Raw genomic sequence first — 18,621 nt, 5'->3', positions numbered from 1 at the left:
TCCTTTTGTTTTTATTTTACATGCCGCACTGGTTTCCGTAATTGATCTCCATCAAGTTGGCCGATTTTGCTGATCTTGAACTTCTGCCGTCCGCCCTTTGGTGCAAATCCGATCAACCGCATTGCATTTAGAATAACAGCTAAAACGCTTCCTTCATGGACAAACATCCCGGCTGCAAGGTCTACTTGTCCCCGAAGAACACCAACAAGCAAAAATACGACGACCGAAAGTGCAATTGCTATATTCTGTTTCATATTCCGCATCGTTTTTTTCGACAGGGCAAAGGCATGGGCATATTGGGAAAGCTTGTCTGCCATCAAAACGATATCAGCCGTTTCGATAGAGATATCCGTTCCGCCTTTCCCCATGGCAAGCCCGATATCTGCCGTTGCAATCGCAGGGGCATCATTCATGCCGTCTCCTGCCATCGCCACAACAGCTCCTTCCTCTTTCAGTTTCTTCACATAGTCCACTTTTTCATCCGGAAGCAGCTCTGCATGAAAGGCATCAATACCCAATTGGTTGGCGACGGCTCGGGCGGTATGGCGGTTATCGCCTGTTAACATGACGATCCTTTTGATCCCGGCAGCGCGCATGTCCTCCAAGGCAGCCCGGGCATCTTCACGGATTTGGTCGGCGATGGACAGAATGGCTTCCAACTTTCCATTGACCGCAATAAAAATAGCAGTATTCCCCATTTTTTCACGATCGGTTGCGTAACTGCCCGCTGATGGAGAAATGGTGATGCCTTGTGCTTCCATCAATTTGCGGTTCCCCACAGTAATGGCTATGCCATCAATGGTTGCCGTCATGCCTTTCCCTTTTATCGCTTCACCTTCCTGCAAGTGATACCGGTTAAACGGGATGCCCCTTGCTTCTGCTTCTTTCACAATCGTTTGGCCGAGCGGGTGTTCAGAAACGGTTTCCGCCTTGGCCACAAGCCCGAGCACTTCCTCTTCGCGCCTTGTGCCAAGCAGGTGCAAATCCGTGACTTCCGGCTTCCCTTTTGTCAGCGTGCCGGTTTTATCAAATACGAGCGTATCCACTTTTGACAGTTTTTCCATCACATCCCCGCCTTTGATCAGCGCACCGTGTTTCGCGCCGTTTCCAATTCCCGCTACGTTTGACACGGGAGCGCCAATCACGAGCGCACCTGGGCAGGCAATGACCAGGAAGGTAATCGCTTTGTGAAAATCACGGGTAAAAACAAACACGGCGAGTGCAAGGATGACAATCGCCGGTGTGTAATAGTTTGCAAACCGGTCGAGGAAACGTTCGGTTTTCGATTTTGCATCCTGTGCTTCTTCCACCAGTTCAATCATCTTTGCAAAGGTTGTGTCATTCCCGACCTTTTCAGCGATCATTTCGATATAGCCGTTATCTAAAATCGAGCCGCTAAAAACAGGATCGTTTTCTTTTTTCATGACGGGTGCCGGTTCCCCGGTAACCGCTGATTCGTTCACGAATGCCCGGCCCTTTGCAATGGTCCCGTCAACCGGAATTTTGCCGCCCGGGAGGACAACCAGCTTGTTCCCTACCCGGACGCGATCTGCGGCCGTTTTTTTTCGGGTTCCGTCTTCTTGAAGCAAGATCGCTTCCTGCGGGGCCATATCTGCCAATTGCTTTAAAGACGAACGGGTTTTCTTTAATGTCCTGGCTTCTAAATAATCGCCGAACAAAAACAGAAGAGTGACGGCTGCGGATTCCATATATTCGTGGATCAGGAAGGCACCTGCAACCGCCACCGTAACGAGCAACTCAATACTGAACGTTTTCATCCTCGCCGCTTGCCAGGCTTTGATGGCGATGGGAAGGACAGCAGCAACGGTTGCCGCCATCAAAAAACCGTCCCTCCAGGCGTAAAAGCCCATCCAGTTCATCCATAAACCAAGAACGATCAAAACGCCGGCGATCCATGCCAGATGATGCTTATGTTGATGGATTTGTTCTAACATTGGAACTCCCCCTCACCTGTTATACGATTATTTTAAAAGAGCCACTTGCTTTCATCATTGACCCTTGTCAAGATTTTTTTAAAAATACACCGCAGGCCGGGTCCATTGAAAAAATGCGCAGGCAAAATTTTGGACACACAAAAAGCGGCGGGTCACCATTATTAGTGGTTTCCCGCCGCTTGTTTATTTTTTCAGCACTTTTTCAGTGGTGGCCGCCGGCTGACGTTGCCTCATCTGCATACAATAACAGCTCGTCCAAGTCAGGAATTTTGACTTTCTTATTTGGCAACTGTTCTATTAATCCCTGTTTTTCCAGATTTGTAAACTTTCGGCTGATGGTTTCGGGGGTTGTTCCAAGATAAGAAGCCAAATCTTTTTTAGACATTGGCAAGGCAATCACTGTATCATTCGTCCCGCTTTGTTCCACACAACTGGCTAAAAAGGAGATGATTCTGGATTCCACATTTTCGACCGCTACCCGGGCCGTTTGTTTTTCCGATTCTTCCAAACGCTTTGTGATTTCCGTTAAGATTTTTAAAGCGATTTGGGGATATGCCAGCAAATAGGCTTGAAGGTCCTTCTGTTTCATCCTGCAGATGGTCGAATCCTGCAGGGCCTCTGCGTAATTTTCATGAATTTCCCCCGGTTGAAAAACAGCCAGCTCGCCGGTAAAATCACCCGGATTTAATATGCGGACAAGCTGCTCCTTTCCCGAATCTGCCAACCGGTAAATCCTTACTTTTCCGGTATGGATAATATACAGCGTATCATCTCTTTCCCCTGCCCGGAAAAGTATTTCCCCCTTTTGTAATGCCAGCGTTTCAACAGACGCCCCGATCTTCGCCATCTGTTCTTCTTCCAGATGGTTGAAAATAGGCACGAGCCGTATGCATCCCGCATGGCTTTTACAACCATGCCCGGGATGGGAACCATGGATATGATGATGGCACTCCATGTGATGAGCCCCCTAAAAAAAATTTAGTTTTGCCCAAGCTCTTATTGTCATATGATGATGGCTTAGCTTCTCATGCCATTTTACCCGGAAAACGCTTTACAGACAAGTGATCCCGGCCTCGGTATGGCGATTACGAAACAGCTCGTGGAACTTCACGGGGGCTCTATCAATGTAAAAAGCGAACCTGGCAAAGGCACTGCAGTACGTATTCTTTTGCCGATATTGCCGTGAAATATGCGGCAGTCTACACCGTTTCAAGTTCCATTAACGAAACCTTTTCTTCCAGCGCAATACGCGCATTTTTAGTTGCCAGCTGCACCATTTCTTTTTTCTGCCCGCGTTTCGGCTGCACGATACGGGCGGAAACGCATATTTCGGCCGCTTCCTTCCCAACTGCTGCCGGAATGAGCATTTCCTTTGGCAACGTATTGCCACTCTCGCCATAAAAATGCTGTAAAAAGTCAAGAAATGCCCTTTTCGGTTCCTTACTTCCAATTGGTCTGAAAATAACCTCCCGCTCTATAATCCTGCCGTCCCGCATATAAAAAACGTGGACACACATGAACCCGTCTTGAACAGCAAAGCCGAATATATCCCGGCTTACAGGGTCGTTCAGCACGATATTTTGATCTTCCATGGTCACTTCAATTTGCATGATTTGTTCCTTCAGTTGTTCCGCTTTTTCAAAATCAAGCTTTTTTGCTGCCTGCATCATTTCTTTTTTCATGTCTTTTAAAACTGCTCGGTAACCGCCGTGGAAAAAATGGACAATTTTGCGGATTTGTTCCTTGTATTCTTCTTCACCCACTTCCCTTGCACAGGTGCCAATGCACAGTCCAAGCTGGTAATACAGGCAGGGGCGGGTGCTTGATTCCGGACAACGCCTGAGCGGATAAAGCCTGTCCAGTACTTTTTTTGTCTCCGCTGCCGCCCGGGCATTCGGAAACGGGCCGAAATATTTCCCTTTATCACGGCCTGCTTCGCGCGTTAAAATGAGCTGAGGGTGCCGTTCATCCGTAATTTTGATAAAGGGGTAGCTTTTATCATCTTTTAGCATAATATTGTATTTCGGCCGGTACTGCTTAATCAGATTCATTTCCAGCACCAAAGCCTCCGTGTTGGTCGCTGTGACGATCCATTCCAGATCAAAAATCTCTCCGACAAGCTGGGTTGTTTTTTCATCATGGGAACCGGTAAAGTAAGAGCGTACCCGGTTTTTCAGCTTTTTTGCCTTTCCAACATAAATGATTTCCCCTTCCCGGCTTTTCATCAAATAGCATCCCGGCTCTTCTGGCAAAAGGGAAAGCTTGTGCAGGATGACGGTGTTCATTGCTGCACAAGCCCCAGCTCGCGGCAGCGCAAATCAAGTTTCCGGGCAAAATCTTTGCAGGCGGTTTCGATTTCCTCATCCGGGACGACATCCACTTTTAACCCGTCCAAAAGCAGCTCGCACCCCTGCTTTTTCAATGCTTCCTCCATCGTATCCACCGCGGTGGCGAAATGCTCGTAAAAAGAGTCGCCGGCGCCAAACACCGCACCTTTTTTGCCGGTTAAATCGACTTCCGGAAGTTCCTCATAAAAATCGATCATCTCATCCCAAAGATCGCCCTCGTCCCATGTATTTGCGCCGATCAGAATCAGATCATAACCGGTAAGTTCATGCGCGCTTGTATTGGTTGATTCTGCTATATCAACGGCATAACCCGCTTCTGTCAGGGCTGCCGCAATTTGTTCTGCCATAAATTCGGTTGTACCTGTCATGGTTGAATACACAATGATCGTTTTCATCTTTTTTCACTCCGATCTGTTGAATTCCCCCTCCCTTTATTCTATATCAATTGTGAAAATCTGCATTTGATCTGCATCAAGTTTAGATACCAACTGAAAATTTCCATGCGGACCGGCGGGCATATCTCTCAGACTATGAAAAAGTTGAAATCGAAAATATTTTACTTTCCCGCAACAAAATGGCCATTTTTTAAAGGAATTTCCTTATTGTTTGATTAATAATGATAGATGAAGAATTGGTAAAAATGTGATGGAAAAAGATGGACAGGCATTACGCGGATTGGTAAAAAGTGTTAATAAAAAGGGGGCCGGGTCATGAAAAAAAGTACAAAAATTATGTTGTTTACAATTATTGGAATACTATTGTTCCTTTGGGTTGTTGGCATAATAAGCTTCTACTCAATATGAGTACAATTAAGAAAGAATCAAAGAGTAAAAAGCCTCGAAACAGCTTAAGAGCCTTTCTTTAGACCTCTAGCCGTTTTGAGGCTCCACACTTAACGGAGGTAAAGCTCTTGGAGCGTCTGGGGAGATCCGATCCAGTTTTATACCACCTGAAACTTCCCATTCCGGATCGATGGAACGCTTGTATGCAGATAAGTGGAAAAAATAGGAATACATTCTCTTCCTTGACAACCCCTGTTCGATCAACTATGATGGATTTGAAAACGAAAACATTTTACTTTTTCACAAAAAAGAAAGCGCTCACGATTCAACTTGTCGACAAGTATACTAATCTTACAATCTTACGAGAGGAGGATCTCTTATGGAAATCGGGATCGTTGGACTTGGAAAAATGGGGTTGAATTTATCACTCAATATGCTGGATCACCAAGTGGATGTAAAGGCGTATGACACGTCCAGAGATGCAACCGCACAGTTGTCATCCCTTGATTCACGGGCAAAATGCTTTCCTTCATTGGAAGCGCTGATCCAAAATCTTGAAGCCCCTAGAAAAATTTGGGTGATGGTGCCGTCCGGGGAACCGACAAACGAAACCATTCACAAGCTCAGCAACTTGCTCAGCGCCGGCGATATTGTAATTGACGGCGGCAACTCTCATTATACCGATTCATGCAGGCATTATACTTTGCTTCAAAACAAAGGCATTCATTTTCTTGATGTCGGCACGTCCGGCGGGATCAACGGAGCCCGGAATGGCGCCTGCCTGATGATCGGGGGAGACAAGCCGGTATTTGATCAGTTGGAGCCCCTTTTTGAAAAAATTTCAGAAAAAGACGGGTATTTATACACCGGAAAACCGGGAAGCGGCCATTTCCTCAAAATGGTGCATAACGGTATTGAATACGGCATGATGGAAGCATTGGCTGAAGGATTTGAAATTCTCGAGAAAAGCCCGTATGACTACGACAACCAGGCTGTTGCAAAAGTGTGGAACAACGGATCCGTCATTCGCAGCTGGCTTGTTGAACTATTGGAAGATGCATTTTCAAAAGACGCCCATCTCGATGAAATCAGTGGTGTCATGGCATCATCCGGCGAAGGCAAATGGACGGTTGAAACCGCACTTGATTTGCAAGCATCCATACCGGTCATTGCCTTATCCTTAATGAACCGGTACCGTTCCCTTGAAAAAGATACTTTTACCGGCAAAGTCGTTGCCGCACTCCGGAATGAATTTGGCGGACATGCAGTGACCCGGTCCGGCCAGTAAGCCGCCTGAAACGGAGACAGGCTTTTCGGGATCAAATTTACACGAACGGGAGTTTTGAATATGCTGCAGTTCCCTGAACAATGGATGAAAAATGCTTCTCTTGGCGAGCAGATCGCAAATGAATTGCGCCTGCTGATCCTTACAAATGAAATCAAGCCTGGTGACATCATTTCCGAAAACCAGATTGCCCGGAAATACGGGACGAGCCGTTCGCCGGTCCGTGATGCATTGAAAGCCCTTGCCAACGACGGTCTTATTCAATTGGAAAGAATGGGCGCCCGCGTACTGGGAATGGGACTGACAGATATTCATGAACTGTACGACGTACGTGAAATGATTGAGATTTTTGCGCAGCAAAGAGTGTCTGCTGCTCCTCAGGAACAGTTGATCCAATTCCTGAACGAGACGATCGATAAAATGAAGATTGCAGCAAAATACGAGAATCACAGCGATTTCGCCTATTACGATTTTTCTTTCCATGATCGGATCATCCGCCATGCCGGCCATAAACGGATCTTGAATCTTTGGAATGGCATGAAGTCCTTGATCATGGCCGTACTCCTCGTGACAACGGAAGATGTTTTTGCCCACGGCCCTGACCATCTGGCATGGGTCATTGAAAAACACCGGAAAATCGTAAACAGCCTTTTAACCGGAAATGAAGAAAACGTGGAACAATCTGTTTCTGCTTATTTTAAAGACTCAAAAAGAACACTCGATAAATCTTTTCCGGCAGAGGGAAAAACGGAGTAGGCGCAGCCTGCCTGGCACAGGGTTTTATGTTTCCATTTCTTTTCGGCAATCTGGCCCGGCGGCATCACTTTTTATTACATTCAAGTTGTCGACAAGTATTCAATGAATTTGCTACGTTCGCTTTAACATACTAAAAAGGAGGCTTTTACGATGCATGACGCCTGTATGATAGGGGTTGATATCGGCACAACCAGCACCAAAGCTGTGCTTTACAAAACCGATGGAACCATCATCGCAAATGCCAATCAAGGTTATCCGTTGTATACGCCGGATGCATTTACTGCAGAACAGGATCCGGAGCAGATTTTCCAAGCTGTCCTTCATGCCATTCAGGCTGTTACAGAGAAGAGCGGTCAAAGCCCCGAAACAATCCGGTTTGTCAGCTTCAGCTGCGCCATGCACAGTGTCATCCCTGTAGACCGGGAAGGCAAACCGCTTATGCGCTGCATCACCTGGGCGGATAACCGGAGCATCGGCTGGTGCCGCAAACTGAAAGAAGAATTGGGTGGCCATGAAATCTATATGCGGACGGGGACGCCGATCCATCCGATGTCCCCATTGCCAAAACTGATGTGGCTGCGGCATGAAAGGCCTGAAATCTTTCAAAAAGCAGCAAAATTTATTTCGATTAAAGAATATGTTTTTTACCGTTTGTTCCATCAATACGTTATCGATTATTCCATTGCCTCCTGCACCGGTCTGATGAGAATGGACACCTTGTCCTGGGATGAAGAAGCATTAAAACTGGCCGGATTAACAGCGGACCGGTTATCCAAACCTGTTCCGACCACACAGATCATGAGCGGGCTTGATCCCCAATATGCAGACCAAATGGGGTTGGGCAAAGATACGCCATTTGTGCTCGGCGCAAGCGACGGTGTGCTTTCAAATCTCGGCGTGGACGCGATTGATCCGGGCGTTGTTGCGGTCACCATCGGCACAAGCGGCGCGATCCGGACCGTACTGGACCATCCTGCTGCTGATCCAAAAGGCAGGCTTTTCTGCTATGAATTGACGGAAGATAAATGGGTGGTAGGCGGGCCTGTCAATAACGGAGGCGGCATATTGAGATGGGCAAGGGATGAATTTGCAGCTTCCGAGGTTGAAACGGCAAAGCGGCTTGGCATCAGCCCTTATGATGTGCTGACAAGAATGGCATCGCGTGTGAAGCCGGGTGCGGACGGGTTAATTTTTCAGCCGTATTTCAGCGGTGAACGCGCACCGTTGTGGAACCCGAATGCCCGGGGCGCCTTCTTCGGCCTCACTCTGCATCATGAAAAACAACATATGATCCGGGCCGTGTTGGAGGGCATTATTTACAACCTTTACAGTGTCATGCTGGCCATGAAGGAAAGAACCGGAGAACCGGCACGGATCCAGGCAACCGGGGGATTTGCCCGTTCACCGCTTTGGCGCCAGATGATGGCAGATATTTTCAATCAGCCGGTCAATGTCCCGGAAAGTTTTGAAAGTTCCTGCCTGGGGGCGGCTGTACTTGGCTTGTATGCGGTAGGAGAAGCGGACAGCCTGGATGTCGTTTCCACAATGGTTGGTTCTGTACACAGCCATCAGCCGATCCCGGAAAACGTGGCGGTTTATGAGCAGCTATTCCCGATCTTCATCCGCCTTTCGCGCAAACTGAACGATGAATGGAACGATATTGCTGCTTTTCAACAATCGCAATTTGGAACAGACGCGGAAAAATGAACGATATAAGCTGAATTTGAGTTTTTATATCAAACCCGAGCACCCATGCATGATGCCTATTTTTACAGCAGGCAACAGTACTGCGATATTTATACAGGTATTGGCCGCGGCTTGAATATCCGTTAAAACGAATGCGAGGCAAGCATGAGCCGCGATTTGAAGCATACATTGCCTGACGCCAGCCGCGTTTTAAAGCCGCAGATGAATGCCGGCTCTAGCCGGGTATTTTCGCCGTTTGAACCGGGAATGCTTTTTAGCCGGTTCCAAAAAACAAGCCCTATTTATACATCAGCGGTGTTGCGGCCGGGGGAAAGGCCTCCTGTTTTGCATCAACGGATAAGAGGCCATTCGCTTCATCAGCAATCGTACTCTTAAAATTATTAAAGAAAGCAGTGATTTTCATGAGCAGTGCTTATCTCATCACGATTACCATCCTTGCCATTGCACTCGTCATTGTCGGGGTCACATGGTTAAAATGGCATGCATTCATCAGTCTGTCGGTTGCAAGTTTGGCTCTTGGCCTTGCAGCCGGACTGCCAATCACAAAAATTGTGACAGATTATGAACAAGGTGTCGGGGGTATTCTCAGTTCATTGCTGGGGATTCTTGCACTGGGCACCATTCTAGGAAAAATGATGTCCGAATCAGGCGCCGGTATACAGATTTCAAATTATTTCACCCGGGCATTCGGTGACCGGAATCTTCCATGGGCCACTTTCTTTGCCGGCTTGATTATCAGTATTCCGGTATTTTTTGAAGTCGGCCTTGTCATTTTACTGCCGCTTGTGATTGCGATCCAAAAAACAACGAAGAAAAATCTTTTGCTGATTGCGATCCCGATGATTTCTGCTTTATCCATTTCACACGGCATCGTCCCGCCCCATCCGGGAGCAATGGCAGCGATCGGTATTTTTCATGCCGATGTGGGGCAGGTTTTGCTTTATTCATTGATTGTCGCTTTGCCGGCCGGTATCATTGGCGGCCCGTTATTTGCTCATTATATTAGTAAAAGGGTAAAACCGGAAACAGAACCGAAAGTAGTGGCGGCAAATGTTTCGGCAACATCTTATCCGTCTGTCGGGGTTTCCTTTTTTACGATTTTACTGCCAATTATCTTAATGATCGGAACGGTTATTGTTCCGTTCGTCCGGATGCCTGTCCAATTGGCCCACTTTTTAAATTTTATCGGAAACCCACTGATTGCATTATTGATTTCAGTGTTTGTCGCCTATTATTTGCTTGGAACCAGACAGGGCATCGGGCGGAATTTGATCAATAAACTGACCGGGGAGTCCCTCGCTCCTCTTGCCTCGATCATGATGATCATCGGTGCAGGCGGGGCATTTAAACAAGTGCTGATTTCCTCTGGTGTCGGTGATGCGATTGCCCAGGTTGCCACGCAATGGCAGCTTTCCCCGCTTGTCATGGCCTTTGTTGTAGCCGGCCTGATCCGGATCGCAACCGGTTCTGCAACGGTCGCACTGACCACGGCAGCAGGCATCGTCGATCCGATTGTTGTCCACATGACAGGGATCAATCTTCCGCTGTTGGTTATTGCAACCGGCGCGGGATCGCTCATGTTCTCCCATGTCAACGATGCCGGTTTTTGGCTTGTTAAAGAATATCTCGGGCTGTCTGTCAAACAGACGTTTAAAACCTGGACCGTATTGGAAACCTTGTTGTCGTTTGCAGCATTCTTTATTGTCCTGATCATCAATCTGTTTGTATAATCAGGAAAAACACGGGAGGATTCCTCCATGCACAAAAATACCCTGGCGCACATCGCCAGGGTATTTTTTGCACTTGGCTTTAAACAAATCCGCTTACCGGTGCTCCCGCCTCGCGAAATCGACAAACCGGAATTTGTCCAGCCTGTGGCGCGATTCGGTATATTGCAAAAGGCTTGCATCATCCAAATAAACATGGTTCCGGACAACGACGACATGATTGTACTCGCCCATGTCCAGATACTTGTAGTCTTCCTCTGTTGCTTTTTCGACTGTGATTTCTTTTTTCGCAAAGCTGATCACAAGGCCGAGCGTTTTTTCAAAATACTGGTAAAGCGAGATTTCACAAATATCTCTTGTAATCGACGGGACAAACTTTTTCCGGATGTAATCCTTATCCAAAATGATGTTCTCATGGTCAATTTCCCGCGACCGGACCACCTGCCATACTTCTTCTTTTCCGGATATTTTCAACTGCCGGGCCAGGGCATCGTCAGGTCTAATAAGGACAAGTTCATGGACATTCGTGCGCCATGCCTTCCCTGAGCTTTCCGCAATTTCACGGAAGCTGACAAGGCCCGAAACCGGAAAATCAAATTTTTTCACGTCCAGTACAACAGAACCTTTTCCCCGGATTTTTTGAATATAGCCATTTTGGGATAACAGATTGAGGGCTTTCCGGATCGTCTCCCTTGAAGCCCCGAATTGTTCCGCCAAAATATGCTCGGATGGCAGGAGGCTACCTGCTTCCATTTCCCCGTTTTCGATTTTTTCAGCAAGCTGATGGTAAATCGTGTAATACTTGTTTTCTTTCATTTGGGATCACCACTTGTATTGTACCATGGCAAAACCGGCATTACGATTCTGTCAAAAAGTACACAACAGATTCATACGGACGCAGAGTGAAAGAATGAAAATCCAGAGGAGAATCGGGATAATTGGAAATCAATATTTCAGCTACCCCGTCCAGTGTACCCGGCAGCTCAAACTGCACCGGTTCTCCGTAAAAATTATTCACCACCAGCAGCTTGCCGTCTTCACTTGTCCGCAAATAAGCAAAGATTCGCGGATGGTCCGGAAGCAATAGCTGAAAGTCCCCATCTGTGATGACGTCATACGTTTTTCTTAACTGAATGAGTTTTTGATAATGGTAAAAAACGGAGTTCGGATCTTTCAGCGCTTTTTCTACGTTAATATCAGGATAGTTGGAAGCGACTGCAATCCATGGCGTGCCTTCGGTAAACCCGCTGTTTTTCGTACTGTCCCATTGCATCGGCGTACGCGAATTGTCCCTTGATTTCCGCATTAATATTTCCATGATTTCCGCATGGCTTTTTCCACGGCTCTGTAAAATGTTGTACATATTAAGGGACTCGACATCCCGGTACTGTTCAATCCGGTCAAAATGCGCATTGGTCATGCCGATTTCTTCTCCCTGGTAAATATAAGGCGTTCCCTGCATCATATGGATCACCGTTGCCAGCATTTTCGCCGATTCCACCCGGTACTTGCCGTCATCGCCGTATCTTGATACGATTCTCGGCTGGTCGTGGTTGCACCAGAATAAGGCGTTCCAGCCGCCGCCTTTATGCATGCGCGTCTGCCATGTGGACAGAATCTTTTTCAGTGCTAGAAAATCAAAATCGGCAGCCGTCCACTTGTCGCCGTTTTCGTAATCGACCTTCAAATGATGAAACTGAAACACCATGTCCAGCTCACGGGAAGCCGGGTTCGTATAGCGGATGCTGTTTTCAATCGTGGTTGAAGACATTTCCCCGACAGTCATCGCATTATATTTTGAAAACACTTTCTCGTTCATTTCATGCAAAAATTCATGGATGCGCGGGCCGTCCGTATAAAATTTGCGCCCGTCGCCCGGCGGGACTGATCCGTCATCATCGGGGAAATCCTGGTTTTTGGAAATCAAATTGATGACATCAAGGCGGAAGCCGTCAACCCCTTTTTCAAGCCAAAACTTCATCATGGTGTAGACTGCTTCCCGGACTTTTTCGTTTTCCCAGTTCAAGTCCGCCTGTGTCACATCAAACAGGTGCAAGTAGTACTGCCCGGTTTTTTCATCGTATTGCCATGCCGGCCCGCCGAACTTGGAGACCCAGTTGTTCGGTTCTTTCCCGTCTTTCGGGTCCCGCCAAATGTAGTAATCCCTGTACGGGTTGTCTTTCGATGATGCGCTTTCGATAAACCATCTGTGCGCGGTTGAAGTATGGTTGACAACGATGTCCATCATGATTTTTATATTTCGTGCATGCGCTTCTATAAGCAGTTGCTCAAATATTTCCATCGTACCGTACGTCTCATCAATGGCATAGTAGTCGCTGATGTCATACCCGTTATCGCGCTGCGGGGACGGATAAACCGGCGTCAACCAAATGACATCGATGCCAAGCTTTTTCAAATAATCTAGTTTCTCAATAATCCCTTCAAGGTCGCCAATGCCATCCCCGTTTGTATCTTTAAAGCTTTTAGGGTAAATTTGATAGACAACTGCTTTTTTCCACCAAGGTTGTTCCATTTTTTCCACTCCCAAATTGCTATCGTCGTAATGCCATGAAGGGTCGAAATATGATTTGGATGTTAAAGCGATCCAATTTTATATAGCCGGAAAGCGGCCTGCCATTGTACAGTCCGCTTTCCTGTCCTTTACGCTTTTTGTCTTTTTAATTTACCGAACAAGAAGGTCAGCACGAACGGCACGACAATGACGATCGCCATACCGGTAAAAAACGTTCCCCACGAATGCGGGAAGATGGACAAGAATCCAGGGATCCCGCCGACGCCGATGGCCGGGGCTTTCACATGTCCGGTTGCCAGTACAATCCCTGCAATGGCTGAGCCGATCAGTGCGCAAACAAACGGATATTTGAAGCGGAGATTGACACCGAACATCGCCGGTTCCGTAATACCGAGATAAGCAGAAACGGAAGATGTGCCGGCCATCCCTTTATCCACTTTGTTCTTTGCCAAAAACATCATGGCAAGCGCAGCCGAACCTTGTGCAATATTGGACATGCAGAGAATCGGCCACAAATACGTGCCGCCAGCGCTCGAGATCAACTGGAAGTCGACCGCAAGAAAAGCCTGGTGCATCCCTGTAATGACAAGGAGCGCATAGCAGCCGCCGTAAAGCAGGCCGCCGATTGCCGGTACATGGTTAAATACATATACGACAAGGCCTGTAATCCAGTTCCCGATGCCAAAAGTCAGCGGCCCGACTGCCACGAATGTCACAAATCCGGTTACAAGTAAAGCAATGGGGGCGACAAGCAGCAACTGAATGGCATCCGGGATCCGTTTTTTCAGCCATCGTTCAAGTTTCGCCAGAATAAAGGACGATACGAGGACCGGCAGCACCTGCCCCTGATAGCCAATTTTATTGACATGCCAGCCAAACAGATTCCATACCGGGATAGAGTGGCTTTTCAGTGCTTCACCGTATGAATAAGCATTCAATAAGTCCGGATGGATCATCATCGCGCCGAGCACAATCCCGAGAAGCGGATTGCCGCCAAACCGTTTCACAGCCGACCACCCGATTAAGATCGGCAGGAACGTGAAGGCGGTATTGGCAATGATGTTAATCATGTCCGCAAGCCCGGCCCAGCTTTCGTGAACTTGAATAAAAGACTTATGGGCGTAAAAAATGCCCTGGCCTGTCAAAAGATTGTTCAATCCCATTAACAAACCAGCTGTCACGATTGCCGGCAAAATCGGGATGAAAATATCGGAAAGCATTTTGACAAATCGTTGAAGCGGATTCATTTTCTTTGCGGCTTCGTTTTTCACATCTTCTTTTGAAGCGTGCCCGATACCCGTCAGTTCAACCATTTTGTCATATACTTTGTCCACTGTCCCTTGGCCGATCACAACCTGGTACTGTCCGTTTGCTGAAAAAGAACCTTTGACAAGATCGATTTTCCCCAGTTTTTCTTTGTCTACTTTTCCTTCATCTTTTAATGCAAACCGCAGCCGTGTCACACAGTGCGTTGCCACGGCAATATTGTCTTTTCCGCCTACTGCTTCAACAATTTGTTTTACAGATTCATTGCTGATTTTCGCCATGTTGTCATTCCTCCTGTCTTGTTGGCGATCTTACAACTGGGCAACCATGACCACCGTTTCTTTCGGCATAGCATCCAAATTTATTTTTTTGTCAAGATGAACTGCCTCGCCGTTTGTCACCACGATGGATGTGATGGTATCCGCCGCTTTTTCTTGAATCAATGCCAGATCAAAGGTGATGAGCGTATCGCCTTTTTTCACCTTATCGCCTGCTTTTACAGCGGTTTCAAATCCTTCCCCGTTTAATGTCACCGTTTCCAACCCAATATGAATTAAAAGTTCCAGCCCGGATGCGCCGCGCAGCCCGATGGCATGCTTCGTCGGAAAGACTTGCACCACTTCCCCGTCAAATGGCGCCACGAGGAGGCCTTCGGTTGGTTTTATCGCAATGCCGTCCCCCATCATTTTTTCGGAAAAAGTTGGGTCCGGCACTTCTTCAATGGCAACAACCTGCCCTCTTACCGGAGCAAAAATACGTTCTTCCTTTGGCTTCTTTTGAAATAATTTAAACATGATTGCCACCTCACTTTATTTCACAAAACCGTTTTCATTTACTCGTAATCTTGTATATACATCTTACATTCTCATCATATCCTGTATATACAAGTTTGTCAATAGCGCTTTCTTTTTCCCAGAAATAAAATGCTGCCGGTGTTCCATGGGGTGGGAAAATACGATTCAGGCATTGATTGAAGAGGCAAGGGGCAGACTACTAGATATGCTGATGCTAGGGCAGGGAATTGAAAAATTGTGGCAGGATCGTGGAATAACCTAACATGTCGATGGACGAGGGCAAAAATAAACTTAAGTTTTTACCATAAGCTCAAGCACCCATTTGCATGATAACTCCATTTTACAGCAGGCAACAGGCTGCAATATTTTGTGCATTTTATATCGCAGACAAATTTCGTGCCGGGCAATTTCCACCCGATACGGGGCGAAATTCCCGGCACAGATTAAAACTTTGGACTACCTTTGCAACAAGAGGTTCACGCATTCAACGATGCACCGTAACGTTTCCGCGGCACGCCCCGGCATAATCCGGTCACTTTTTCAGGAGCCCTTCTTTTACTAAAAAGGCTCTTGCAACATCTTCCGCTTTCTTACCTTTGACACCGACTTCATAATTCATTTTCTGCATTTGGGTGTTTGTAATCTTCCCGGCCAGCTTGTTCAATGCCGGCACAATTTCCGGATATTTGTCAACCGTTTCCTGCCGCAATAAAGGCGAACCCTGGTATGGCGGGAAGAAATGCTTGTCATCTTCAAGAACGACCAGGTGATACCTTTGCAGTTCGCCATCTGTGGAGTAGGCGTTCATTAGATTCACTTTGCCTTGTTGGATGGCATGGTACCGTACAGACGGATCCATTGTCACCACATGAAAATGCAACCCGTATTTTTTTGACAAACCGGGATATCCGTCTTTGATATCGGCAAATTCGGGGGTAAATCCGGCTTTTACGTCCTGTTCGACTTTTACAAGGTCCGATATCTTTTTCAAATGGTATTTCTTTGCAAAACTTTGCGGAACTGCAATCGCATAAGTGTCATTAAATTTCATTGGGCGTAACAATGCCATCTTGTATTTTTTGGCCATGCCTGCTTTTGCTTGCGCGTACACTTCCTTGCCGTCTGTGCTGACAGGGTTCTCTTTCAGCATGTTGACGATGGCTGTCCCGGAAAATTCCGGATAAAGATCGATATCCTTTGACTGCAACGCATTGAAAACAAAGGTTGTATCGCCCAACCCTGTTTTTAACTTCACTTTTAAATCTGTGTTCTCTTCAATCAGCAACTTGTACATATTGTCCAGAATTTCCGGTTCCGACCCCAGCTTGCCGGCAATCACAATCGTTTTTTGCCCGTCTTTATGAAGCAAGTTTGGCGCAACCAGTGAACCAACGATCAACACGATCATCAAGATAAAAATGCCGGATGCCACCATCATCTTCTTAAAAGAAACTTTTTCAAGCTGCCTGAGCAAAACATCGAAAAGAATGGCCAACAAGGCGGCAGGAATGGCACCGAGGATGACAAGGGCATAATCATTCCGGTCGATGCCAAGCAGGATAATGTCACCTAGTCCGCCGGCCCCGATCAGCGCCGCAATCGTCGCTGTTCCGATAATCAAAATGGCAGCCGTCCGGATCCCCGCCATGATTACGGGCATGGCCAGAGGGAGCTCCACTTTTATCAGCCGTATTCTTCTGTTCATTCCCATCGCCCTTGCTGCTTCCAATAATGAAGGGTCGATTTCTTTAATGCCAGTGTAGGTGTTGCGCAAAAGCGGAAGCAGCGCATATGCGACGAGCGCAATCACGGCCGGGACGGTCCCTATGCCAAAAAGCGGGATTAACAGGCCGAGCAAAGCCAAAGAAGGAATGGTTTGCAGCACGCCGGTTATGCCAATAATGGTTTCCGCGATTTTTTGTTTCCGCGTTAAATAAATACCAAGCGGGATCGCGATCAATAATGAGAAAAAAAGCGCGATTAATGAAATCTCTATATGTTGTAAAAGGGCGTCCAAAAGCTGGGCTCTCCGGTTTGAAAAGGTGGTGATGAAACTACTCATGCATCCGGCCTCCATCCCTTAAGTATTGTGACATGACTTTCATGGCGTGCGGGCGGTTGATCACCCCGACCATTTTTCCGCCATCCTCAACGGCAATCTGTTCAAACGAGGCCAGCTGTTCGAATACCTCTGCCAATGGAGCCTGTAAAGAAACGGTTTTCGTTTGGGGCAATATTGCCTGTTCATCTGTAACCGGGACCATGAGTTCCTCCAGGCGGACCGGTACCTGTTTATTCCCGACAAATTCGCGTACAAAATCGTTCGCGGGGTTGGTTAAAAATGCATGTGGCGTCCCGACCTGAACGATTTCCCCGTCTTTCATGAGACAAATCCGGTCCCCGAGTTTCAATGCTTCCCGCATATCATGGGTAACAAAAACGATTGTCTTTTTCAGCCTCTGTTGAATTTCAAGCACATCATCCTGCAATTTTTCCCGGCTAAACGGATCGAGCGCGCTGAATGGCTCATCCATCAAAATGATTTCCGGGTCGGCAGCCAAAGCCCGTAGAACGCCCACTCTTTGCTGTTGCCCTCCGGAAAGTTCATGGGGTTTTCGGTTCCGGTATTCTTTCGGGTCCAGGCCCACCATTTCCAGCAGTTCATCGACACGGGTACGGATTCTTTTTTTGTCCCAGTTTTTCAGTTCCGGCACAACCGCAATGTTTTCCGCGATGGTCATATGCGGGAAAAGCGCAATTTGTTGGAGCACGTATCCGATATCCCAGCGAAGTTCATGAATGTCATAATCGCTGATTTTCTTTCCGTTGATTCGGACCCAGCCTTTTGACAGTTCGATGAGGCGGTTGATCATTTTTAATGTTGTCGTCTTCCCCGAGCCGCTCGGGCCGATCAGAACGAAAAATTCCCCTTTTTCTATTTCCAAATCCAGAGACTTTACAGCAAGGGTCCCGTTCGGAAACTGTTTCGATACATGTTCAAACCGGATCATTTTATCTCTCCTTTATCAATGAATTCTCGATTATCCGGCACTTGAACTGCACCGGGTTTTCGGAATAAAATGCTTCTGCGTTCATTTTCCGGCAAATTTTTGGTGAATTCGTAGACTAAGCACGGTCCGCGTTTATTTTTGGCAAAATATCGGCCTGTTCCTTCATATATATATAACCTGTCTGTGCTTACTTTTAACCAAAATTTCGCTTGTTTCCTTAACTTAGAGCCACTCTATGTTAAGATACGGCGAAGGTTTGGCTTGCTTCCTTAACGTAGAGCCCTTCTATGTTAAGATACACGGCTGTTTTCGACTGCTTCCTTAACGTAGAGCCCTTCTATGTTAAGATACGCGGCGGATTTCAGCTGCTTCCTTAACGTAGAGCCACTCTATGTTTAGATACAAGACAGATTTCGGCTGCTTCCTTAACATAGAGCCCTTCTATGTTAAGATACAC

General features: G+C 47.0%; 14 protein-coding genes and 1 pseudogene. 5 read left to right on the top strand and 10 right to left on the bottom strand.

Translation table 11 applies throughout. The features are described from left to right. Positions 1 to 11: 11 nt before the first annotated feature. Positions 12 to 1,955: a heavy metal translocating P-type ATPase gene (locus OF158_RS01825; protein WP_035182737.1), complete on the bottom strand. Its 1,944-nt coding sequence runs from the start codon at positions 1,953 to 1,955 to the stop codon at positions 12 to 14. Positions 1,956 to 2,157: 202 nt separating this feature from the next. Then, positions 2,158 to 2,910 carry a Crp/Fnr family transcriptional regulator gene (locus OF158_RS01820; protein WP_035182739.1) on the bottom strand — a complete coding sequence of 251 codons (753 nt, stop codon included), beginning with the start codon at positions 2,908 to 2,910 and terminating at the stop codon, positions 2,158 to 2,160. Between the two features lie 114 nt (positions 2,911 to 3,024). On the opposite strand from OF158_RS01820, the pseudogene OF158_RS01815 reads away from it, so the two are divergent. Continuing rightward, positions 3,025 to 3,141 (top strand): annotated as a pseudogene (locus tag OF158_RS01815) (ATP-binding protein); the annotation flags it as partial. A gap of 13 nt (positions 3,142 to 3,154) precedes the next feature. Here OF158_RS01815 and uvrC read toward each other — a convergent pair. Together uvrC and OF158_RS01805 are read right to left on the bottom strand one after the other, a co-directional pair. Beyond that, positions 3,155 to 4,240 carry an excinuclease ABC subunit UvrC gene (uvrC, locus tag OF158_RS01810; protein ID WP_052042116.1) on the bottom strand — a complete coding sequence of 362 codons (1,086 nt, stop codon included), beginning with the start codon at positions 4,238 to 4,240 and terminating at the stop codon, positions 3,155 to 3,157. Next, the gene (locus OF158_RS01805) at positions 4,237 to 4,698 is read right to left on the bottom strand and encodes a flavodoxin (protein ID WP_014096398.1); all 462 of its coding nucleotides are present in this window, start codon (positions 4,696 to 4,698) and stop codon (positions 4,237 to 4,239) included. The genes uvrC and OF158_RS01805 overlap by 4 nt, the downstream gene beginning before the upstream one ends. 766 nt (positions 4,699 to 5,464) lie before the next feature. Between OF158_RS01805 and gnd the strand changes: the two genes are divergently transcribed. The 4 genes from gnd (at position 5,465) to OF158_RS01785 (ending at position 10,563) form a co-directional block, all read left to right on the top strand. Continuing rightward, the gene (gene gnd / locus OF158_RS01800; protein ID WP_035182744.1) at positions 5,465 to 6,373 is read left to right on the top strand and encodes a phosphogluconate dehydrogenase (NAD(+)-dependent, decarboxylating); all 909 of its coding nucleotides are present in this window, start codon (positions 5,465 to 5,467) and stop codon (positions 6,371 to 6,373) included. Positions 6,374 to 6,433: 60 nt separating this feature from the next. Continuing rightward, complete coding sequence (locus OF158_RS01795; RefSeq protein WP_017550602.1) at positions 6,434 to 7,126, top strand: GntR family transcriptional regulator; 693 nt, start codon at positions 6,434 to 6,436, stop codon at positions 7,124 to 7,126. A 150-nt stretch (positions 7,127 to 7,276) separates the two neighbouring features. After that, positions 7,277 to 8,833, top strand: coding sequence for a gluconokinase (gntK, locus tag OF158_RS01790; RefSeq protein WP_035182746.1), 1,557 nt, complete (start codon positions 7,277 to 7,279; stop codon positions 8,831 to 8,833). 401 nt (positions 8,834 to 9,234) lie between these two features. Then, positions 9,235 to 10,563: a GntT/GntP/DsdX family permease gene (locus tag OF158_RS01785; RefSeq protein ID WP_014096403.1), complete on the top strand. Its 1,329-nt coding sequence runs from the start codon at positions 9,235 to 9,237 to the stop codon at positions 10,561 to 10,563. 93 nt (positions 10,564 to 10,656) lie between these two features. Here OF158_RS01785 and treR read toward each other — a convergent pair whose 3' ends face one another. The 6 genes from treR to opuFA all read right to left on the bottom strand — a co-directional run bounded on the left by treR (position 10,657) and on the right by opuFA (position 18,164). Next, positions 10,657 to 11,376, bottom strand: a complete 720-nt coding sequence (gene treR, locus OF158_RS01780) for a trehalose operon repressor (protein ID WP_014096404.1) — start codon at positions 11,374 to 11,376, stop codon at positions 10,657 to 10,659. A 40-nt stretch (positions 11,377 to 11,416) separates the two neighbouring features. Further along, a complete protein-coding gene (treC, locus tag OF158_RS01775; RefSeq protein ID WP_014096405.1) occupies positions 11,417 to 13,093 on the bottom strand; it encodes an alpha,alpha-phosphotrehalase in 1,677 nt (558 codons plus the stop codon). 128 nt (positions 13,094 to 13,221) lie between these two features. Next, positions 13,222 to 14,640: a PTS system trehalose-specific EIIBC component gene (gene treP / locus OF158_RS01770; protein WP_035182749.1), complete on the bottom strand. Its 1,419-nt coding sequence runs from the start codon at positions 14,638 to 14,640 to the stop codon at positions 13,222 to 13,224. A gap of 30 nt (positions 14,641 to 14,670) precedes the next feature. Next, positions 14,671 to 15,153, bottom strand: coding sequence for a PTS sugar transporter subunit IIA (locus tag OF158_RS01765; RefSeq protein WP_014096407.1), 483 nt, complete (start codon positions 15,151 to 15,153; stop codon positions 14,671 to 14,673). 532 nt (positions 15,154 to 15,685) lie between these two features. Beyond that, positions 15,686 to 17,215: an osmoprotectant update ABC transporter permease/substrate-binding subunit OpuFB gene (gene opuFB / locus OF158_RS01760; protein ID WP_014096408.1), complete on the bottom strand. Its 1,530-nt coding sequence runs from the start codon at positions 17,213 to 17,215 to the stop codon at positions 15,686 to 15,688. Beyond that, on the bottom strand, positions 17,208 to 18,164 hold the full coding sequence (gene opuFA / locus OF158_RS01755) for an osmoprotectant update ABC transporter ATP-binding subunit OpuFA (RefSeq protein ID WP_014096409.1): 957 nt from the start codon (positions 18,162 to 18,164) through the stop codon (positions 17,208 to 17,210). The genes opuFB and opuFA overlap by 8 nt, the downstream gene beginning before the upstream one ends. Positions 18,165 to 18,621: the final 457 nt, after the last annotated feature.

Source organism: Weizmannia sp. WK01 (genome assembly GCF_025905465.1).
GTDB classification, from domain to species: domain Bacteria; phylum Bacillota; class Bacilli; order Bacillales; family Bacillaceae_C; genus Weizmannia; species Weizmannia faecalis.
This window is presented reverse-complemented; position numbering and strand designations above follow the sequence as displayed.

Bases quoted from the DNA above. Each gene is read 5' to 3' on its own strand.
- OF158_RS01825 (WP_035182737.1), bottom strand. From the start codon at position 1,955: ATGTTAGAACAAATCCATCAACATAAGCATCATCTGGCATGGATCGCC.
- OF158_RS01820 (WP_035182739.1), bottom strand. From the start codon at position 2,910: ATGGAGTGCCATCATCATATCCATGGTTCCCATCCCGGGCATGGTTGT.
- uvrC (WP_052042116.1), bottom strand. From the start codon at position 4,240: ATGAACACCGTCATCCTGCACAAGCTTTCCCTTTTGCCAGAAGAGCCG.
- OF158_RS01805 (WP_014096398.1), bottom strand. From the start codon at position 4,698: ATGAAAACGATCATTGTGTATTCAACCATGACAGGTACAACCGAATTT.
- gnd (WP_035182744.1), top strand. From the start codon at position 5,465: ATGGAAATCGGGATCGTTGGACTTGGAAAAATGGGGTTGAATTTATCA.
- OF158_RS01795 (WP_017550602.1), top strand. From the start codon at position 6,434: ATGCTGCAGTTCCCTGAACAATGGATGAAAAATGCTTCTCTTGGCGAG.
- gntK (WP_035182746.1), top strand. From the start codon at position 7,277: ATGCATGACGCCTGTATGATAGGGGTTGATATCGGCACAACCAGCACC.
- OF158_RS01785 (WP_014096403.1), top strand. From the start codon at position 9,235: ATGAGCAGTGCTTATCTCATCACGATTACCATCCTTGCCATTGCACTC.
- treR (WP_014096404.1), bottom strand. From the start codon at position 11,376: ATGAAAGAAAACAAGTATTACACGATTTACCATCAGCTTGCTGAAAAA.
- treC (WP_014096405.1), bottom strand. From the start codon at position 13,093: ATGGAACAACCTTGGTGGAAAAAAGCAGTTGTCTATCAAATTTACCCT.
- treP (WP_035182749.1), bottom strand. From the start codon at position 14,640: ATGGCGAAAATCAGCAATGAATCTGTAAAACAAATTGTTGAAGCAGTA.
- OF158_RS01765 (WP_014096407.1), bottom strand. From the start codon at position 15,153: ATGTTTAAATTATTTCAAAAGAAGCCAAAGGAAGAACGTATTTTTGCT.
- opuFB (WP_014096408.1), bottom strand. From the start codon at position 17,215: ATGAGTAGTTTCATCACCACCTTTTCAAACCGGAGAGCCCAGCTTTTG.
- opuFA (WP_014096409.1), bottom strand. From the start codon at position 18,164: ATGATCCGGTTTGAACATGTATCGAAACAGTTTCCGAACGGGACCCTT.